Below are 17,360 nucleotides of genomic sequence, written 5' to 3' on the forward strand. Positions count from 1 at the left end.
TAATTTCCCGCCTCATAAAATATGCCAAAATTCTCTTCGATAATTTTGGCATATTCGGCGGGATTAATTCGCGCATTAATTTACTCACACTATCGTGTTCGTAAGTTAAGCGCTCATTAAGGAGTAAAAAAATGATTAAAATTCTAGTTAGTGACGCATTGAGTGAGGAAGGACTCAAAGTATTTAAAGAGTCAAAAGAGTTAACCGTTGACGTAAAAACAGACCTTAAGCCTGATGGCTTAAAAGAAATAATTAAGGACTATGATGCTTTAGTAGTACGCAGCGCAACTAAAGTAACTAAGGAGATAATTGCGGCAGCTAAAAAATTAAAGGTTATCGGCCGTGCCGGAGTGGGGCTGGATAACGTGGATTTAGAGGCGGCTACGCAAAAAGGAATTATCGTCATGAATACTCCGGCGGGAAATACTATTTCTACCGCTGAGCATACTTTTAGCATGATCTTGGCTTTATCCAGGAATATCCCTCAGGCAAACGCCTCAATGAAAAAAGGAGAATGGAAGCGTTCAAAATTTATGGGGGTTGAGTTATATAATAAAGTTTTAGGAATCGTTGGATTCGGTAGGATTGGTTCAGAAGTTGCCAAAAGGGCAAAATCATTCGGCATGAGAGTCCTGGCATTTGATCCTTTTTTATCCGTAAAAGTAGCTGAGAGTATTGGTGTTGAAATCGCAGAGCTAAAAGAGGTGCTGCAGGAATCCGATTATATTACTGTGCACACCCCTTTGACTGAAGAAACAAAACATATGATTTCAGATAAGGAATTTGGCATGATGAAAAAAGGCGTGCGGATTATAAACTGCGCGCGTGGTGGAATTATTGATGAAGTGGCTTTAGCTAAGGCAGTAGGAGAAAGTAAAGTGGCCGGAGCAGCAATGGATGTCTTTGAGAATGAACCACTGGCTGTAGATAGTGGGCTCTTAAAACTTGATAATGTTATTACTACTCCGCATCTTGGGGCGTCAACTGAGGAAGCGCAGGTAAATGTAGCCATTGAGGTTGCCGAAATTGTACGTGATGCTCTCTTGGGAAAAGGAATCCGCAATGCCGCAAATTATCCTTGTTTAGACGCGGAAGTTTGCAAAATCTTAAGTCCTTATATTAATTTAGGAGAGAAGCTAGGAATGTTTGCCGGGCAATTAGTAGAAGGCAGATTTTTGGAGCTAGTAATAAGCTATAGCGGCCAGATTACTAAATATGATTTAAGCCCAGTGACTATGGCTTTAGTTAAGGGTATACTTACCCCTATATTAAAGGAAACGGTTAATTTTGTTAATGGTATATCTTTGCTGAAAGAAAGAGGGATAAAACTACTTGAGTCTAAATCCGGGCAGGAAGGTGAATTTGTAAATCTTATTCAATTAGAGATTAAAACGGATAAGGAAACTAAGTCGATTCTTGGAACGCTTTCTGGTAATAAGCAACCTAGAATTGTTAAGATCGATGATTATTATTTGGATCTATACCCTGTTGGTGAGATGATCTTTATCCGTAACCTGGATAAACCCGGTTTAATCGGCAACCTTGGAACCCTTATGGGTAAAAATAGCATAAATATTGCCGCTATGGCCTTGGGCCGCAATAAGCCTGGCGATAAAGCAATCAGCGTATGGAGCGTAGATAATCAGGTTGGTCCGGAAATTCAGGATAAGATAAAACAATTAGAAAATATTTTAACGGTAAAAGTTATTAGGACATGAAAATCAGTAGAACTATAGTACTTGTTTTTAGCTTTCTGGTTTTGGTGGCTGACATTCTGTTTGCTCAAGATGTAACTATTCTATATACCGGTCAAACCCATGCCATGCTTTATCCGTGCAGTTGCCCCATTAAGCAGGATGGGGGCATTAGCCGTCGGGCTAGTTTAGTTAAAAAACTAAGGAGAAAAGATCCTCAGCTTTTACTTTTAGATTGTGGTAACTTTACTTCGGGTGGCCTGATGGATGAGTATGCCCAGAGTACTCAATTGGATATGGAGCGGGCTTTAGTTAATTTTAAAGCTATGGAAATTATGCAGTATGATGCCGTGGCTATCGGTTCTGATGAGTTTAATTTTGGTAAGGATTTCTTCTTACAAAACGCCAAAAAATCAAAGCCTGCATATCTTAGCGCTAATTTAGATTCGGATAAAGTCGCTCCCTATATAATTAAGGAGTCTAACGGGGTTAAAATCGCTGTTATCGGATTAACCAGCCCGTCTGCCCATCAAAAAACAGAAGGATTAAAGATTAGTGAGCCTAAAAATATCGGAGAGTTAGTTAATCGACTCAAAAAAGAAGGTGTTCAAATAATCATTCTTTTGAGTTCTTTGGGAGAACAGAAAGATTTAGAATTAATTTCTGAAGTTAAAGGTATTGATATAGTTTTTGTCGGGCAGAGTCCTTTAAAAGATGAGGTAATGACTAAGGTCAATTCCACTTTTGTTTTGCGGCCAGCCTGGCAGGGGCGTAAGTTAGGGAAATTAAGTTTAAAGGTTAAAGATGGATTACTTACGGATTGCAAGCTCGATGAGCTGTGTTTGTCGGAGGATATCGCCGATGATCCCGGTATTAACGCTATTTTGCCGCGTTGTTATTCTGATAGTAATTGTAAAAAGGACGCTTTGGTGGGAAGCTGCCAAAACCCAGGGACTTTAAAAGCCAGTTGTTCATTCAGGGTTCCCAACAAAGTTAATCTATTGGTAATTAACGTAAAAGATTGTGTTGTATGTAACGCAGAACCGGTTATAAGCACTTTGAAGAAAAAGATCCCAGGAATAATTACCCGCTATCTTTATTATCCTGTACCTGAAGCGCAAAATAAAATTAAAGAGTTATCGATTCAGGAGTTACCCGTGTATATTTTTGGCAAAGAAATTGAAAATACAGAAGGGTTTTCGGATATCAAGAATGACTTTTTACAAATAGATAATGAATATATACTCAAACCCCAGGTAAGCGGCTTGTCATATTTTCTAAATCGAAAAGAAAAAAAAGGTAATTTTGATTTATTTATTAGCCTATTCGATAAAAGCACTTATGAAGTATTGTTGGGTATGAAAGATTTCAAGCCAAACTTGCATTTTTTGACCACAGAGAAAAATGAAGGTTTTGATGCTAAGAATGGTAATCTTGAAGTAGAAGAAGATTTGCGCGGGGTCTGCGTTCAAAAATACTTTCCCCAAAGATTCTGGGATTATTTGATTTGCCGTTCTAAACATATTGATAATTCTTATTGGGAAGATTGTATTGCCGGAGCCGATCCGCTAAAAATTAAAAACTGCGCTCGGGGCCCTGAAGGGGTAAAACTGCTTAAAGAGAATATAAGTTTAAACAAAGAAATAAAAGTTATGTATGGACCTGTATATCTATTGGATAATCATGAAATTTTTTCTTCCCGGGGTGTGCCGTCCAAAAAAGATCTTAAAAGAATAATGAAGAGGTGAAAATATGGGATATAAACCAGTGATTTATTTGTTAGACGTAACTAATCGCGACGGAGTGCAAACTTCTCGCATATGCCTTTCAAAGCTACAGAAGACCATGATTAATTGGTATTTGGATCAGATGGGTGTTTTTCAGTCAGAGTTTGGATTCCCGCTTACTCGCCATGAGACAAATTATCTGAATGCTAACCTTGAATTAGCTGATTTAGGCGGATTTTCAAGGATTAAACTGAGCGGTTGGTTGCGCGCCACAAAAGACGATGTAAAAAGCGCTTTTAAACTGGTGCCGGATTTGAAATACCTCAACCTCTCTATTTCAACCAGCGACCAAATGATTGTTCATAAATTTAGAGGAAAGCTCGATCATGAATCGATAATTAATGAAATGAAAGAGGCGGTGGGGGAAGCTATAAAATTAGGAGCAGAATCCGTAGGGGTAAACGCTGAAGATGCATCGCGAACGAATTTAGAATATTTAATTGAGTTTGCCCTGAGAGCAAAGGAGGCGGGTGCAAAAAGAATTCGTTACTGCGATACTTTAGGATGCGATACTCCTTTTAGTATTTATGAAAGAATAAAATTGTTAGCAGAGACGGTGAAATTACCAATTGAAGTGCACTGCCACAATGATTTGGGGCTTGTAGTTGCTAATTCTATCGCCGGAGCAAGGGCCGCAAGTGATGCCGGGGTAGATTCTTATATTAATACCTGCGTAAACGGTATGGGGGAGCGGGCGGGAAACGCGGATTTAGTTTCAGTAATTTTGGCAATTAAATACGGCCAAGGAATGCAGGGGTATTGTCTGGATGAAAAAGTAAATTTAAAGATGGCATGGAAAATATGTAAATATGCTTCTTATGCTTTTGGTGTCCCTATTCCTATAAATCAGCCAGGTGTCGGGGCTAATGCTTTTGCCCATGAATCCGGGATCCATGCCGATGGAGCGCTAAAGGACCGGCGTAATTATGAACTTTATGATTATGAGGAGTTGGGCAGAGGAGAACCTGAAATTATTGAAACAGGCAGAAAGATTACTGCCGGTGAATATTCCGGGATCAAAGGCTTCCGTAATGTCTATGAAAAGTTAGAAGTTGCTTTTAAAGATGATCAGGAGGCTACCCGTATATTAGAGCTGGTCAGGTATGCTAATGTACACAATCAGAAACCTCTGGTAGATGATGAATTGAATTTTATTGCTAAATATCCGGATATTGCACACAAGATATTTACCATGACACCTTGAGGGAAAACAAACCTGAAAACACGGGACCGTTTCTATTTTTTCTAAATTTAGAAAAAATAGAAACGGTCCCAAGATTCTACAAGAAAGAAGGTAAGGGATGAATGTGGTTTTAGTGGGGATGCAGTGGGGGGATGAAGGTAAGGGTAAGGTTATTGATATTCTCTCTGAAAAGGTAGATTATATTGTGCGTTATCAGGGCGGCAATAACGCCGGCCATACCGTAGTTGTGGGGGAAAAAGAATATATATTCCATCTTATACCCTCAGGGATATTGCACTCTGGTAAGATCTGTTGTATTGGTAACGGCGTGGTAATCGATCCTCAGGTTCTTCTCCAGGAGCTGGATAGTTTACGTAAAAACAATATTGACTTCAACAAGCGTTTTAAGGTTTCTTCGCTAGCGCATGTAATTATGCCGTATCATAAAAACTTAGATCAGCTGCGTGAGACAAAGAGAAAAAACAAAATCGGCACTACCGGTAGAGGTATCGGGCCCTGTTACGCTGACAAGATCAATAGGTGCGGTATCCGCATGATCGATTTATTGAATCCTCATGTTTTTGAGGATAAGTTAAAGGACAATCTTAAAGAAAAAAATGAGATTTTTAAAAAAGTTTACCAGCATCCAGGTTTTAGTTTTCAAAAAATTTATAATCAGTATCTGGATTATGGCAGGATTTTTGCATCCTATATCTGTAATACTTCTGTATTATTGAACAAGGCATGCGATGAAAAAGCCGATATTCTATTAGAAGGGGCTCAAGGCACATTTTTAGATATTGATTTCGGGACGTATCCTTTTGTTACTTCTTCTTCGACAACTAGCGGTGGAGCTTGTATTGGTGCGGGGATATCTCCGGTAAAAATTAATAAAGTTATGGGTGTTTGTAAGGCTTATACAACACGCGTCGGAGAAGGCCCGTTTCCTACTGAGTTTGCGGAAGGTTTTGGTAAATTTATGCGCGACAAAGGAAATGAATTTGGTTCTACAACCGGCAGGCCGCGCAGGTGTGGTTGGTTTGATGTTGTAATTGCCAAAGAATCGGTGATGCTAAACGGCATTAAGGAACTAGCGATTATGAAGATGGATGTGCTTGATGGGCTAGATAAGGTAAAGATATGTATTGCCTATAAATATAAGGGTAAAATAATTAAGGAATTCCCTTGTGATTTTGAAGTTCTAAGCGAGGTTGTTCCAATTTATAAGGAGATGCCGGGTTGGCCGGATCAACTTGATAAGCCGCGTTCTTTTAAAGATTTGCATCCTAATGCCAGGAATTATCTTCAAAAGCTGCAAGAGCTGCTTAAGGTTAAAATTACCATGGTATCTGTGGGATCCTCTAGGCAAGATACTATTTTTATCTAACTGGTTGCGGATAAAAGGCTTGACTAAAAATACAGGGTATGTTATATTCAAATTTCAAATAATAAAGAAGGCCATAGGGCCAAGGAGAAAACAGATGAAAAATTACTTTCTTAAAGTCGCTTTAATTTTTTTGGTAACTTTTAGTTTAGCCGGCTGTACTTTTATTTTTCAGTCAGGCAGGCGTTCCGATGCTCAAAAAATTGATGAGCTAAATGCCCAATTAGATGAGCTTGCCCGTTCAAAGGGTTTGCTTGAGCAGAAGCTTGGGTCAGAGATAAATGACAAACAAATAAAGCTCCAGATGATGGAGAAGGGGCTAGTAATTACCGTCGTGGGAGACCTTTTATTTGATTCCGGTAAGTCTAAGATTAGACCTGAAGCCTATCCTTTGTTGAGTAAAGTTTCTTCGGTATTAAAAGATAATATGTCTCAATTTAGCGTGGGTATCGAAGGGCACACAGATAATGTTCCGATTAAGCAGAGCGGTTGGAAATCGAATTGGGAGCTTTCTACTGCCAGGGCCTTAAGTGTTTTGCATTATTTAGTTGCAGATCAAGGTATTTCTCCTGAGCGGCTGTCTGCGATCGGATACGGTGAATACCGTCCGGTAGCTTCTAATGATACTAAAGATGGACGCAAGCAGAATCGCAGAGTAGAGATAGTTATATTACCTAATGTTACAAAAGTTAAAGGTGGCTCTGCAGCTTTTTCTGATTCTAAGATTATTGAAGAAAATTCTAAAGAAGATATCCAAAAAGAAGAGAACTTTAAATAATAAATATGGATTTAAAGGAAGATAATATTCTAAAGAATCGTATAGTAATAATTTTAGCAGTATTATCATGCATATTCTTTTTTGGTACGCTTAGCTCCTGTAATAGCTCTATGCGTCAAAAGGCTGCCCGCGATAAAGAGATGGCTGGGCGCCTTGCTCTGGAAGAGAAAATGAACAAGTTCTCTCAAGAGAAATCAGTTTTAGAGGAAAAGGTTAAGGCAAAAGAAAAAGAGTTACAGGATTTAAAAGATTCACTCGAGGCGAGAGAAAAATCCTTAGTTCAGGCCCAATTGGTCAATGCTAGCTTGAAAGAAGACCTGCAAAAGATAATTAAAGCTAAAGAGAATTTAGAAGAAAGTTTGAAGGAAGCTGAAGCAAAGAAGCTTAAAAAATGAAATAGAAGTAGGCTTGATAAGTTTTTAATGTTCTGTGATAAGGGGAGAGTTCCCCTTTTTTATTGGAGTCTTTCCTTAATTAAATAGGTAAGGAGGCACAGATAATGAAAAAAGTGTTGAAGAAATCCAAAGAAGTATTAAAGAAAGCTGTCTCTAAAACAAGTTCCAAATTAAAATTACAGAAGAAAGCAAAGCCTGCTAAAGTTTTAAGCAAGGATCCGCAAAAAGATACTTTTAGTTTCCAAGAGACAGCTATAACTAATACAAAGTTTTCTCATTCCGAGAATGCCTCCCTTAGGCGCCCTATGCCGCAGGAATTGCCTTCTTTTTATGGCGTGGATAAAATTATTTTACAGGTGCGCGATCCTCATTGGCTGCATGCATATTGGGAGTTAAAAGTTGCCACTATTGAAGATTTAAAGGTCCGCTTAGGTGATGAATTCTTCCGGGCTAGAAAAGCTTTAAGGGTTTATGATGTTACTAACATCATATTTAATGGTTCCAATGCTAATAGTTTCTTTGATATCTTGATTAATGATTTTGCCAATAGCTGGTATATCAATACCGCTGGCCCTGGCCGCTCTTGGTGTGTAGACCTTGGGCTAATATTGGCAGATGGTTCATTTATTACTATCATACGTTCTAATGTCGTGCAGACTCCTCTGGATGGCCCGTCATGGATTACTGACGAAGAGTGGATGATTCCTGATGATATGTTTGCTCGCCTTTATGGAATGGGTTTTGGTTTGGGTAAGAGTTCGCCGGTTGGAGGCGCCTGGCAGGAGCGTATTAAACAGGGCCTGTTTAGTTCAGGTATATCTTCTAGCCCGGTAAAAAAAGAAATTAAAGAAAGAAGTTTTTGGTTAAAGTTAGATTGTGAATTAATAGTCTATGGAGTTACCGAGCCGGATGCCTCGGTAACTGTGCAAGGGGCACCGATTAAATTAAGGCCAGACGGTACATTCACCTTACGTTATTATTTACCCGATGGCAAACAAGTAATTCCGGTTAAGGCAACTTCTTCTGATAAGTTAGAAGAGCGTATAATTACTCCAACCGTAGTCCGAGAGACCAAATAAGAGACATGACTAAAGGATACCTTTGTTTAGTTTTACACGGGCATTTGCCTTTCGTGCGCCATCCGGAACATGAAAATTTTCTGGAGGAAGATTGGTTATACGAGGCGATTACTGAAACTTATGTGCCGCTGATTTCTGTTTTTGAAGGCTTGGTAAATGATGGGATAGATTTCCGTATTACCATGACGCTTAGCCCCACACTTATTTCCATGCTTGCCGATTCACTTCTGCAAGAGCGTTATTTAAAACATATAAATAGCCTTATTGAGTTATCCCGGAAAGAAATAGAAAGAACCAGGTGGCAGGTGGATTTTAACCGGTTGGCACAAATGTATTTTAATAGATTTTCTCATGCCCGGGATATTTTCCAGAAATATAATTGTAACCTGGTTTATGCTTTTAAAAAGTTTCAGGATTTAGGCAAATTAGAAATAATCACCTGTGGTGCAACGCATGGGTTTTTCCCCTTGATGGATGTTTGCCGGGATTCTGTGCGTGCCCAGGTAAAAGTGGCAGCAGAGCATTATGAAAGCGCTTTTGGCAGGAGGCCCAGAGGTATTTGGTTGCCGGAATGTGGTTTTTGTCCTGGTCATGATGAAATACTCAAAGATGCCGGGATCCGTTATTTTTTTACTGATTCTCATGGTATCCTCCATGGGACACCTCGCCCTAAATATGGCGTATTTGCTCCGGTTTATTGCAAAGGCACAGGGGTAGCTGCCTTTGGCCGAGACCTGGAATCTTCAAAACAAGTTTGGTCATCTATTGAAGGTTACCCGGGAGATTATAATTACCGGGAATTTTACCGCGATGTTGGATTTGATCTTGAGTTTGAATACATTAAACCATATATTCATCCCGATGGTGTGCGTATTAATACAGGGATAAAATATTACCGGATTACCGGACTAAATAATCATAAAGAGCCTTATATTTTAGAATGGGCAAGGCAGAAGGCTGCTGATCATGCGGGTAACTTTATGTTTAACCGCCAGAAACAAGCGGATTATTTATACAATCTTATGGGTAAGGCTCCGATTATTGTTTCTCCTTATGATGCTGAACTTTTTGGGCACTGGTGGTATGAAGGGCCGATGTGGCTTGATTTCTTATTTCGTAAGGTTGCTTGCGACCAGCAGGATATTCGCATGATTACTCCCTCTGAATATTTGGAGCAGAATCCTCGTAATCAGGTGATTACTCCTTCATTTTCCAGTTGGGGGTATAAGGGGTATTCAGAGATGTGGTTGCAAGGCACAAATGATTGGATTTATCGCCACTTGCATATGGCTTCAGGACGTATGAGTGAGTTAGTCAAGAGTTTTCCTAATAGTAGTGGCCTGCAGAGTAGGGCATTGAATCAAGCTTTGCGTGAGCTACTTCTGGCGCAGAGTTCTGATTGGGCATTTATCTTGGGTACAGGAACTCATACCAGTTATGCGGTGCGTCGCACTAAAGATCATCTCTTAAGGTTTAACCGGATATATGAAGATGTTAAATCCAATAATATTGATGAGCGTTGGCTCTCTGATATTGAATCTAAAGATAACCTCTTTCCCAATATAAACTATCAACTTCATCAGTAACAGTATGCCGGATAATTCCAAAACCCCTAAACATGTTGCTTTTATTATGGATGGTAACGGCCGTTGGGCAAAAGAGAGAGGCCTTGCGCGTACTGCTGGCCATAAAGAAGGCGTAGAGAGAGTTAGAGAAATTATCCGGGGTGCTTATAACTTGGGTATTGAAACAGTTACTTTTTTTGCTTTTTCAACAGAGAACTGGAGTAGGCCTAGAAGTGAAGTTTTTGTTTTGATGCGTTATTTGGATAATTTTCTGAGTAAAGAGATTGATGAACTGTATAAAAATAATATAAGATTTTTAGTTATTGGCAGAGCTAAGCCAATTCCTAAGTATTTACAGGCAAAGATCAAAAAAGCTCAGGAGAAGACCAGGAATAATACAGGCCTAAAGTTTGTTTTAGCTTTGAATTATGGAGGCAGGCAGGAGATTGTGGATGCTGCTAAGAAATTTGCCAAAGATGTATTGGGGGGAAGGGAAGATTCTGAGAGCTTGGATGAAAAAAAATTCAGCCGTTACTTTTATGCTGCCGATATCGCGGATCCTGATTTATTGATCCGCACAAGTAACGAGATGCGCATTAGCAATTTTTTACTTTGGCAACTTTCTTATTCCGAATTATACTTTTCTCATAAATACTGGCCGGATTTTGGAATAACGCAATTAAAGGAAGCAATTAGCGAGTATCAAAAACGTAAGCGCAGGTTTGGAGGTATAGATATAGATGCTGATTAAGAGAATAATTAGTTCTGTGGTACTCATTAGCATTATAACAGGCGTGATTTTTTTTGAAAGGTTGTGCGCTTTGGTAGTTACCCTTTTTATTATTGGTGGGCTATATGAGTATTTTGTGATGCTTGAAAAAAAAGGGATAAACATTTACAAATATTTTGGAATTGGCATGGGCACGATTATACCTTTGTCAATTATGTTTAGGTTTGAGCCGACAAAAAACTGGGAGCTGCTTTTTATAGTTTTGGCATTGTTTTTTCTCATACTTATGCAATTTAAGCGCCGGGATAACCATGGAGTGATTGTGGATATCTCGACTACTCTTTTTGGTATACTTTATGTTTCTTGGTTTTTTAGTTTTCTTATAAAAATAAGATACTTACCGGCTGGATTAGGGTATCTTGCGGTTTTGTTATTGATTACTAAGCTAGGGGATATCGGAGCGTTTTTAGTGGGAAGCAAATGGGGAAGGCGCCTTTTAATTCCGAGGATCAGCCCTAAAAAAACACTGGAGGGTGCAATTGGTGGTTTAGTATTTAGTGTTTTAGGAGCACTTGTCAGTAAGCCTTTTTTACCTTTTAGCTATGTGCAATTGTTGATAATTGCCTTTAGCTTAGGGATACTTGGGCAATTAGGGGATCTTTCAGAATCTTTGCTTAAACGTGATTGTCAGGTAAAGGATTCGGGGAATATTTTTCCTGGCATGGGTGGAGTATTGGATGAAATTGACAGCCTTCTATTTAGCGCCCCAGTATTTTATTTTTATCTTAGCTCGATTATAAAATAATGAAAAAGATTGCGGTTTTGGGTTCAAGTGGCTCCATTGGCCAAAGTACGCTTGCAGTTGTAAGGGGTAACCCTAGGCGTTTTAAGGTTGTGGCTTTAAGCGTTGATTCGGATATTGTTAAATTGAAACAGCAAATAGAAGAGTTTCGTCCTCGCCTGGTATGTGTGAGGGATAAATATGCAGCCTGGAAACTAAAAAGCGCAATAGGTTCTTTGACAAAGGTGTTTTGTGGTGAAGATGGCTTAGATGAACTGGTTAGGGATAAAGAAATTCAGCAGATAATGTTTGCAATTTGCGGTTCAGCTGCACTTGGCCCTTTGATCAGCGCGATTAAAGCGGGTAAGGATATTGCCTTGGCTAATAAAGAGGCCTTGGTAATGGCCGGGCCCGTAGTTATGCAATTAGCAGAAAAAAACAGAGTTAATATTTTACCGGTTGACAGTGAACAATCGGCTATCTGGCAGTGTTTGGGAGGCGCTCAGGCCAAAGATGTCAGGCGCGTTTATTTAACCGCTTCTGGAGGCCCCTTGAGAAAACTACCTCTTGATAAATTTAAAAATATAACAATAGAGAAAGTATTACACCATCCTCGCTGGAAAATGGGCAAGAAAATTACGGTAGATTCAGCGACTTTGATGAATAAGGGGCTGGAATTGCTTGAAACAATGTTCTTATTTAATTTAGAAGCGCAGAAAATAAAAGTATTAATTCATCCGGAGGCCTTAATTCATTCTATGATTGAATTTAATGATGGTATAACTATGGCACAGCTTTCAGTTACGGATATGCGCATACCTATTCAGTATGCTTTATCATATCCACAGCGCCTGCCTTCTGAGCTTGAGGGCGTCGATTTTTACCGTTTAAGTAAACTACATTTTGAAAAGCCGGATTTTAAGAAATTTCCCTGTCTTGGGTTTGCTTATCAGGCTTCAGTTGAGTTAGGAACAATGCCTGCGGTGATGAATGCAGCTAATGAAGAGAGTGTAAGTTATTTTTTAAAAAAAAGGATAAATTTTTCAACAATATCTAAAATTGTGGAGAAGGTAATGCGGGCCCATAAAAAAAAAGCTAACCCTAAACTTTCTGATATAATGGCTGCTGATAGCTGGGCTAGGGAAGAAGCTAGGCGCTTGGCCTGCTAACTTTATAGAAAATGATTGCTACAATTATTTTTATATTAATCTTGAGTTTACTTATTACCGTGCACGAATTTGGGCATTTTATTGCTGCCCGTAGAAATGGAGTGCGTGTTGAGCAATTTTCTTTGGGTTTTGGGCGCCAGATACTTAAAAAGAAAAAAGGGGATACTGAATACAGCCTAAGCCTTATTCCTTTGGGCGGTTATGTGAAGATGGCAGGAGACAACCAGGCAGAATATAAAGGCAAACCCGATGAGTATCTTTCTAAGCCATGCGGGAAAAGGTTCCAGATTATTTTTTTCGGGCCGTTTTTGAATTATCTGCTTGGGTTTTTATTCTTTTGGATGATTCTTTTTATTGGATACCCTAGTTTGACTTCTAAAGTAGGCGCATTGATGGATGGATACGGGGCAAAAGATGCAGGTTTAGAGGTGGGCGACTATATTAAAGCTGTAGACGGCAAGAAAGTCCAGCTCTGGGAAGATTTACAATATCAAATTCAGGAGAGAAAAATAAAATCAAGCGTAGTGCTTGATGTTTTACGCGGCAGTAAAGAATTAAAATTTAACGTTTTGATTAAGGATAAGGTTATAGATGATCAGAGAGGCGAGAAACGCGCTTTGGGGATTATTGGTATTTCTCCTTTTGATGAAACAATCGAAGTCAAACATGGTTTTTTTGAGTCGGCGTTCCTGGGTTTTAAAAAAACCATTAATTTGACTGTTCTGACTTATAAGGGTTTATGGATGTTAGTCAGCGGGAAGATGTCGATGCGCGATTCTATGACCGGCCCACTGGGGATATTTTTCATAACTGCTAACGCGGCAAAAATGGGTTTAATCGCAGTTATGCATTTGATTGCGGTATTAAGTGTAAGCCTGGCAATATTTAATCTCTTGCCATTACCTATCCTGGACGGTGGGCATCTATTTTTATTAGGATTAGAAAAATTAAGAAAAAAAGCGTTGGGGATTAAAGCCGAAGAAGTAATCAATAATATTGGTTTTACTCTCATAATTAGTTTGGCATTATTTGTTACTTACAATGACATATTGAGGCTTTATGGGGATAAGATCGGTAAATTAATATCTAAGTGATATGGAAATTAAAAGGCGTAAATCTAATGTTGTAAAGATTGGTAATGTTCTGATTGGAGGAAAAAATCCTGTAGCCATTCAATCGATGACTAAGGTAAAGACCTCTGATGTGGATAATACTGTGCGCCAGATTAAGCAGTTAGAGCTAGGGGGTTGTCAGATTGTGCGTTTGGCGATTAAAGATATGCTTGATGCAGCGGCCTTAAAGAAGATTAAAGCCCAAACCAAACTTCCTTTAGTTGCCGATATTCATTTTTCCTATCGGTTAGCAGTTGCTGCTATTGAGAATGGAGCTGATAAGATTAGGTTAAACCCAGGAAATATTGATAAACCTAAGGAAATAGAAATGGTTATTGGCGCCTTAAGGTTAGCAGGTGTTCCTTTGCGTATTGGTTTAAATAGCGGTTCGGTTAAAGATACGGCCCCGAGAAAATCCTCAATGACTGATAAATTAGTGGCTTCATGTATGAGTTATGTAAAGAGGGTGGAGAAGCTCAAATTTGATAAAATAGTGGTTTCACTTAAGGCTAATAACGTTTTGGATACTGTTGAAGCGTATCAAAAGGTAGCTAATCTCTGTAGCTATCCTTTACATTTAGGAGTAACTGCAACAGGCTCTCCTTATAATGGTATTGTTAAATCAAGTGTTGCAATAGGCGCTTTGCTATTAGACGGTATTGGTGATACAATAAGGGTGTCTCTTACGGATGAGCCGATTGAAGAGGTAAGGGCAGCCAAATGTATCTTAGAATCTCTAGGTTTATATCAGCCTGCTGTTGGAGTGATTAGTTGTCCAACTTGTGGCCGTTGTGAAGTAGACTTGATAAATATTGTTAAAGATTTAGAAGCTAAATTAACAATCGAAGATAAAAAATCTAAACCTCTAAAGGTGGCTGTAATGGGTTGTATTGTTAATGGCCCAGGAGAGGCTAAAGAGGCAGATTTAGGAGTTGCTTTTGGGAAAAACCAGGGAATTTTATTTTCACATGGGAGAATAGTTAAAAAAATATCTGCAAAAGATTGCGTGAAGGTTTTATTAGAGGAAATTCATAACATTCGGCGCTAATTGGTATTGCGCCGGTGTTCTCTTTAATAAAAATTACACCCAGCGTTAATTGGAATTACGCTGGTGTTGTCTAGGTAGACAAGGAGAAGATATGGCTCAACAGTCGCTAAAGAGTAGGGTACGCGAAGATTTTATCGCCAAATATACTAGTATCTTATTTAAAGGTACCGATAATAAGACCGAAGTTGCCGCTGTAGTCAGAGGTATTCTTGAAGGAATTTTGACTCAGCCCCGCAGTCCTCTTAAGGAGCAAGAAAGGGAGAAGATTATTAATGAATTAGTGGATGAATTTTCTGGTTTTGGCCCGATTGAGAAATTAATGATAGATCCTGAGGTTACGGAAATTATGATTAACGGGACGCAAAATGTATATGTTGAAAAACACGGGAAAAAACAGCGTACTGATATGAAGTTTGATAGTGATCAACAACTTATGTATGTAATCCAAAAAATATTATCACCTACCAGAAGAAGAGTGGATGAGACGGTTCCTTATACGGATGTTTGTTTACCCGATGGTTCACGGGTTAATATTATTATTCCGCCTTTGGCTTTAGATGGCCCGACTATAACTATCCGTAAATTCCTTAAACAGATTGTAAAAGCCGAGGATTTAATTGAATTGGGAACTATGGACAGGAAAATGGCAGATTTTCTGATTGCTTGTATTAAGGCTAAGATCAATATGATATTTGCCGGAGCTACTGGCTCCGGAAAAACCACGACTGTAGAAGTACTCTCTAGTTATATTCCTAATGATGAGCGTACCATTACCATTGAAGATACGGCTGAATTACATTTAGTGCAGGATCATGTAGTTAGGCTTGAGACAAAGCCAGCAACTATTGAAGGCAAGGGAGAAATCTCTATCAGGGATCTTTTCCGTAATACTCTGCGTATGCGGCCTCAGAGGATTATCTTGGGTGAAATTAGAAGCGCTGAGGCTTTGGATATGCTTCAGGCAATGTGTTCAGGCCATAATGGAGCGCTTTCAGTTATTCATGCCAATACTCCTTCGGAGGTTATGCATCGATTAGAGACGATGATTTTAATGTCCGGTATTCCAATAACTTTAGAGGCTATACATCGGCAGATTGCCTCAAGCCTGCATTTAGTTATTCAACAGGATCAGCTTTCCGATGGAACACGTAAAATTACCCGTATTACGCAAGTAAATGGACTAAAAGATGGTTGGGTGAATTTGGAGGATCTTTTTGTCTATGAGATTACCAATGTTGTTGAAGGAGAGAGTGTCCAGGGTCGTTTTAAGGCTACGGGGATTCAGCCTGTATTTTATCCGCTTTTTGCCAAAAGGGGGGTAGCTTTACCTAAAGAAATTTTTAATAAGGATTGAAAGTGACTGTCACGTCTTTTGTGACTGTCACCTTTAGTTTGAGGAATTAATATGTTTTGGACCAAAGCTTTTATACCGACGTTAAAGGAAACACCAAAAGAGGCAGAATCATTAAGCCATCAGTTGTTGCTGCGCGCAGGATTTGTGCGGATGCTTATGGCAGGAGCCTATACTTATCTTCCTCTGGGGTTACGGGTTTTAGAGAAAATTCAGGGAATAATTCGGCAGGAAATGAATGCTTGCGGTGCCAGTGAATTGCTCTTGCCGGCTTTGCATCCTTTAGAGCTTTGGCAGAAAACCGGCCGCGATAAGGATTTGGGTGAGGTGATGTTTAAATTCAAGGATCGCCGCGGTAGGAATGTGGCTTTAGGCCCAACGCATGAGGAAATAATTACGGACTTAGTTAAGAATAATTGTTCAAGTTATAGGCAGTTACCGCTGCTCTTATATCAGATTCAGGCAAAATTCCGCGATGAAATACGCCCGCGTTTTGGTTTGATCCGTGCTTGCGAATTTATTATGAAAGATGCATATAGCTTTGATCAGGATGAAGAGGGGTTGGATAAAAATTATCAGTTGATGTATGAAGCTTATAAGCGGATATTTTCCAGGTGCGGTTTAAAAACTTTAATTACTGAGGCTGATTCCGGTGTTATGGGAGGAAAGGTTTCACATGAGTTTATGGCGCAAGCCCCGTTGGGAGAGGATGTAGTATTGCTTTGCCCAAAATGTAAAATTGCCAAGGCTCTCAAGGAGGAAAGCGGTTCTTGTCCTAAATGCCATGTAAATATGGATAAGGTTAATACCATCGAAGTCGGCCATATTTTTAAGCTGGGTATAAAATACAGTCAGGCGTTAGAAGCAAATTTCTCTGATGCAAAAGGAGAACTTAAACCGATAATTATGGGTTGTTATGGTATCGGCGTATCGCGCCTGGTTTCTGCGATTATCGAGCAGAATAATGATTCTGATGGGATTATCTGGCCTGTAGAGGTTGCTCCTTTTCAGGTTATAATTTTGCCTCTTGATGTAACTAATCAAGCGATTATGCAGGAGGCGAGAAACCTTTATAAACAAATAGAGGCAGCCGGATTCTCTGTGCTTTTGGATGACCGTGATGAACGCGCTGGTGTAAAATTTAAAGATGCGGATTTGATAGGGTTGCCTTTGAGTATTATAGTAGGTAAAAAAAATATGGAAGAAAAAAATATAGAGATAAGGATACGTAAAAATAAAACAACCGCGCTTATGCCAAAGGAAGGTTTATTAAGCTCTATCTCTAAAAATTTATCTTAAATGTA

The 17,360-nt window shown here is 39.2% G+C and carries 15 protein-coding genes; all 15 read left to right on the top strand.

All coding sequences use genetic code 11. The features are described from left to right. Nucleotides 1–131 precede the first annotated feature (131 nt). Nucleotides 132–1,718 (top strand): phosphoglycerate dehydrogenase, encoded by a 1,587-nt coding sequence (gene serA / locus PHC29_00415; protein ID MDD5107963.1) that lies wholly within the window; start codon nucleotides 132–134, stop codon nucleotides 1,716–1,718. After that, nucleotides 1,715–3,442, top strand: coding sequence for a hypothetical protein (locus PHC29_00420; GenBank protein MDD5107964.1), 1,728 nt, complete (start codon nucleotides 1,715–1,717; stop codon nucleotides 3,440–3,442). The genes serA and PHC29_00420 overlap by 4 nt, the downstream gene beginning before the upstream one ends. 4 nt (nucleotides 3,443–3,446) lie before the next feature. Then, the gene (locus tag PHC29_00425) at nucleotides 3,447–4,685 is read left to right on the top strand and encodes a homocitrate synthase (protein ID MDD5107965.1); all 1,239 of its coding nucleotides are present in this window, start codon (nucleotides 3,447–3,449) and stop codon (nucleotides 4,683–4,685) included. 97 nt (nucleotides 4,686–4,782) lie between these two features. Continuing rightward, the gene (locus PHC29_00430) at nucleotides 4,783–6,051 is read left to right on the top strand and encodes an adenylosuccinate synthase (GenBank protein ID MDD5107966.1); all 1,269 of its coding nucleotides are present in this window, start codon (nucleotides 4,783–4,785) and stop codon (nucleotides 6,049–6,051) included. A 94-nt stretch (nucleotides 6,052–6,145) separates the two neighbouring features. Continuing rightward, a complete protein-coding gene (locus PHC29_00435; GenBank protein MDD5107967.1) occupies nucleotides 6,146–6,826 on the top strand; it encodes an OmpA family protein in 681 nt (226 codons plus the stop codon). Nucleotides 6,827–6,831: 5 nt separating this feature from the next. After that, a complete protein-coding gene (locus tag PHC29_00440) occupies nucleotides 6,832–7,221 on the top strand; it encodes a hypothetical protein (protein ID MDD5107968.1) in 390 nt (129 codons plus the stop codon). 104 nt (nucleotides 7,222–7,325) lie between these two features. Next, entirely contained in the window at nucleotides 7,326–8,300 is a 975-nt protein-coding gene (locus PHC29_00445; GenBank protein ID MDD5107969.1) for a DUF4912 domain-containing protein, read from the top strand. A gap of 5 nt (nucleotides 8,301–8,305) precedes the next feature. After that, nucleotides 8,306–9,886, top strand: a complete 1,581-nt coding sequence (locus tag PHC29_00450) for a DUF1957 domain-containing protein (protein ID MDD5107970.1) — start codon at nucleotides 8,306–8,308, stop codon at nucleotides 9,884–9,886. Nucleotides 9,887–9,890: 4 nt separating this feature from the next. Beyond that, nucleotides 9,891–10,616, top strand: coding sequence for an isoprenyl transferase (locus PHC29_00455; protein MDD5107971.1), 726 nt, complete (start codon nucleotides 9,891–9,893; stop codon nucleotides 10,614–10,616). Further along, complete coding sequence (locus PHC29_00460; protein MDD5107972.1) at nucleotides 10,606–11,400, top strand: phosphatidate cytidylyltransferase; 795 nt, start codon at nucleotides 10,606–10,608, stop codon at nucleotides 11,398–11,400. Before PHC29_00455 ends, PHC29_00460 begins: the two co-directional genes overlap by 11 nt. Then, nucleotides 11,400–12,545, top strand: a complete 1,146-nt coding sequence (locus PHC29_00465; GenBank protein MDD5107973.1) for a 1-deoxy-D-xylulose-5-phosphate reductoisomerase — start codon at nucleotides 11,400–11,402, stop codon at nucleotides 12,543–12,545. The genes PHC29_00460 and PHC29_00465 overlap by 1 nt, the downstream gene beginning before the upstream one ends. Before the next feature lie 11 nt (nucleotides 12,546–12,556). Next, nucleotides 12,557–13,639 carry an RIP metalloprotease RseP gene (gene rseP, locus PHC29_00470; protein ID MDD5107974.1) on the top strand — a complete coding sequence of 361 codons (1,083 nt, stop codon included), beginning with the start codon at nucleotides 12,557–12,559 and terminating at the stop codon, nucleotides 13,637–13,639. A gap of 1 nt (nucleotide 13,640) precedes the next feature. Continuing rightward, nucleotides 13,641–14,705 carry a flavodoxin-dependent (E)-4-hydroxy-3-methylbut-2-enyl-diphosphate synthase gene (gene ispG / locus PHC29_00475; protein ID MDD5107975.1) on the top strand — a complete coding sequence of 355 codons (1,065 nt, stop codon included), beginning with the start codon at nucleotides 13,641–13,643 and terminating at the stop codon, nucleotides 14,703–14,705. A gap of 91 nt (nucleotides 14,706–14,796) precedes the next feature. Beyond that, nucleotides 14,797–16,059 (top strand): CpaF family protein, encoded by a 1,263-nt coding sequence (locus PHC29_00480; GenBank protein ID MDD5107976.1) that lies wholly within the window; start codon nucleotides 14,797–14,799, stop codon nucleotides 16,057–16,059. 51 nt (nucleotides 16,060–16,110) lie between these two features. Further along, nucleotides 16,111–17,355 carry a proline--tRNA ligase gene (gene proS, locus PHC29_00485; protein MDD5107977.1) on the top strand — a complete coding sequence of 415 codons (1,245 nt, stop codon included), beginning with the start codon at nucleotides 16,111–16,113 and terminating at the stop codon, nucleotides 17,353–17,355. Nucleotides 17,356–17,360 lie beyond the last annotated feature (5 nt).

The organism is Candidatus Omnitrophota bacterium, from assembly GCA_028712255.1.
GTDB lineage: Bacteria > Omnitrophota > Gorgyraeia > Gygaellales > Profunditerraquicolaceae > UBA6249.

Excerpts from the sequence above, each read along its gene's own strand:
- PHC29_00440 (MDD5107968.1), top strand. The coding sequence starts at position 6,832 with ATGGATTTAAAGGAAGATAATATTCTAAAGAATCGTATAGTAATAATT.
- ispG (MDD5107975.1), top strand. The coding sequence starts at position 13,641 with ATGGAAATTAAAAGGCGTAAATCTAATGTTGTAAAGATTGGTAATGTT.
- serA (MDD5107963.1), top strand. The coding sequence starts at position 132 with ATGATTAAAATTCTAGTTAGTGACGCATTGAGTGAGGAAGGACTCAAA.
- PHC29_00445 (MDD5107969.1), top strand. The coding sequence starts at position 7,326 with ATGAAAAAAGTGTTGAAGAAATCCAAAGAAGTATTAAAGAAAGCTGTC.
- PHC29_00480 (MDD5107976.1), top strand. The coding sequence starts at position 14,797 with ATGGCTCAACAGTCGCTAAAGAGTAGGGTACGCGAAGATTTTATCGCC.
- rseP (MDD5107974.1), top strand. The coding sequence starts at position 12,557 with ATGATTGCTACAATTATTTTTATATTAATCTTGAGTTTACTTATTACC.
- PHC29_00430 (MDD5107966.1), top strand. The coding sequence starts at position 4,783 with ATGAATGTGGTTTTAGTGGGGATGCAGTGGGGGGATGAAGGTAAGGGT.
- PHC29_00420 (MDD5107964.1), top strand. The coding sequence starts at position 1,715 with ATGAAAATCAGTAGAACTATAGTACTTGTTTTTAGCTTTCTGGTTTTG.
- PHC29_00460 (MDD5107972.1), top strand. The coding sequence starts at position 10,606 with ATGCTGATTAAGAGAATAATTAGTTCTGTGGTACTCATTAGCATTATA.
- PHC29_00455 (MDD5107971.1), top strand. The coding sequence starts at position 9,891 with ATGCCGGATAATTCCAAAACCCCTAAACATGTTGCTTTTATTATGGAT.
- PHC29_00425 (MDD5107965.1), top strand. The coding sequence starts at position 3,447 with ATGGGATATAAACCAGTGATTTATTTGTTAGACGTAACTAATCGCGAC.
- PHC29_00435 (MDD5107967.1), top strand. The coding sequence starts at position 6,146 with ATGAAAAATTACTTTCTTAAAGTCGCTTTAATTTTTTTGGTAACTTTT.
- PHC29_00450 (MDD5107970.1), top strand. The coding sequence starts at position 8,306 with ATGACTAAAGGATACCTTTGTTTAGTTTTACACGGGCATTTGCCTTTC.
- PHC29_00465 (MDD5107973.1), top strand. The coding sequence starts at position 11,400 with ATGAAAAAGATTGCGGTTTTGGGTTCAAGTGGCTCCATTGGCCAAAGT.
- proS (MDD5107977.1), top strand. The coding sequence starts at position 16,111 with ATGTTTTGGACCAAAGCTTTTATACCGACGTTAAAGGAAACACCAAAA.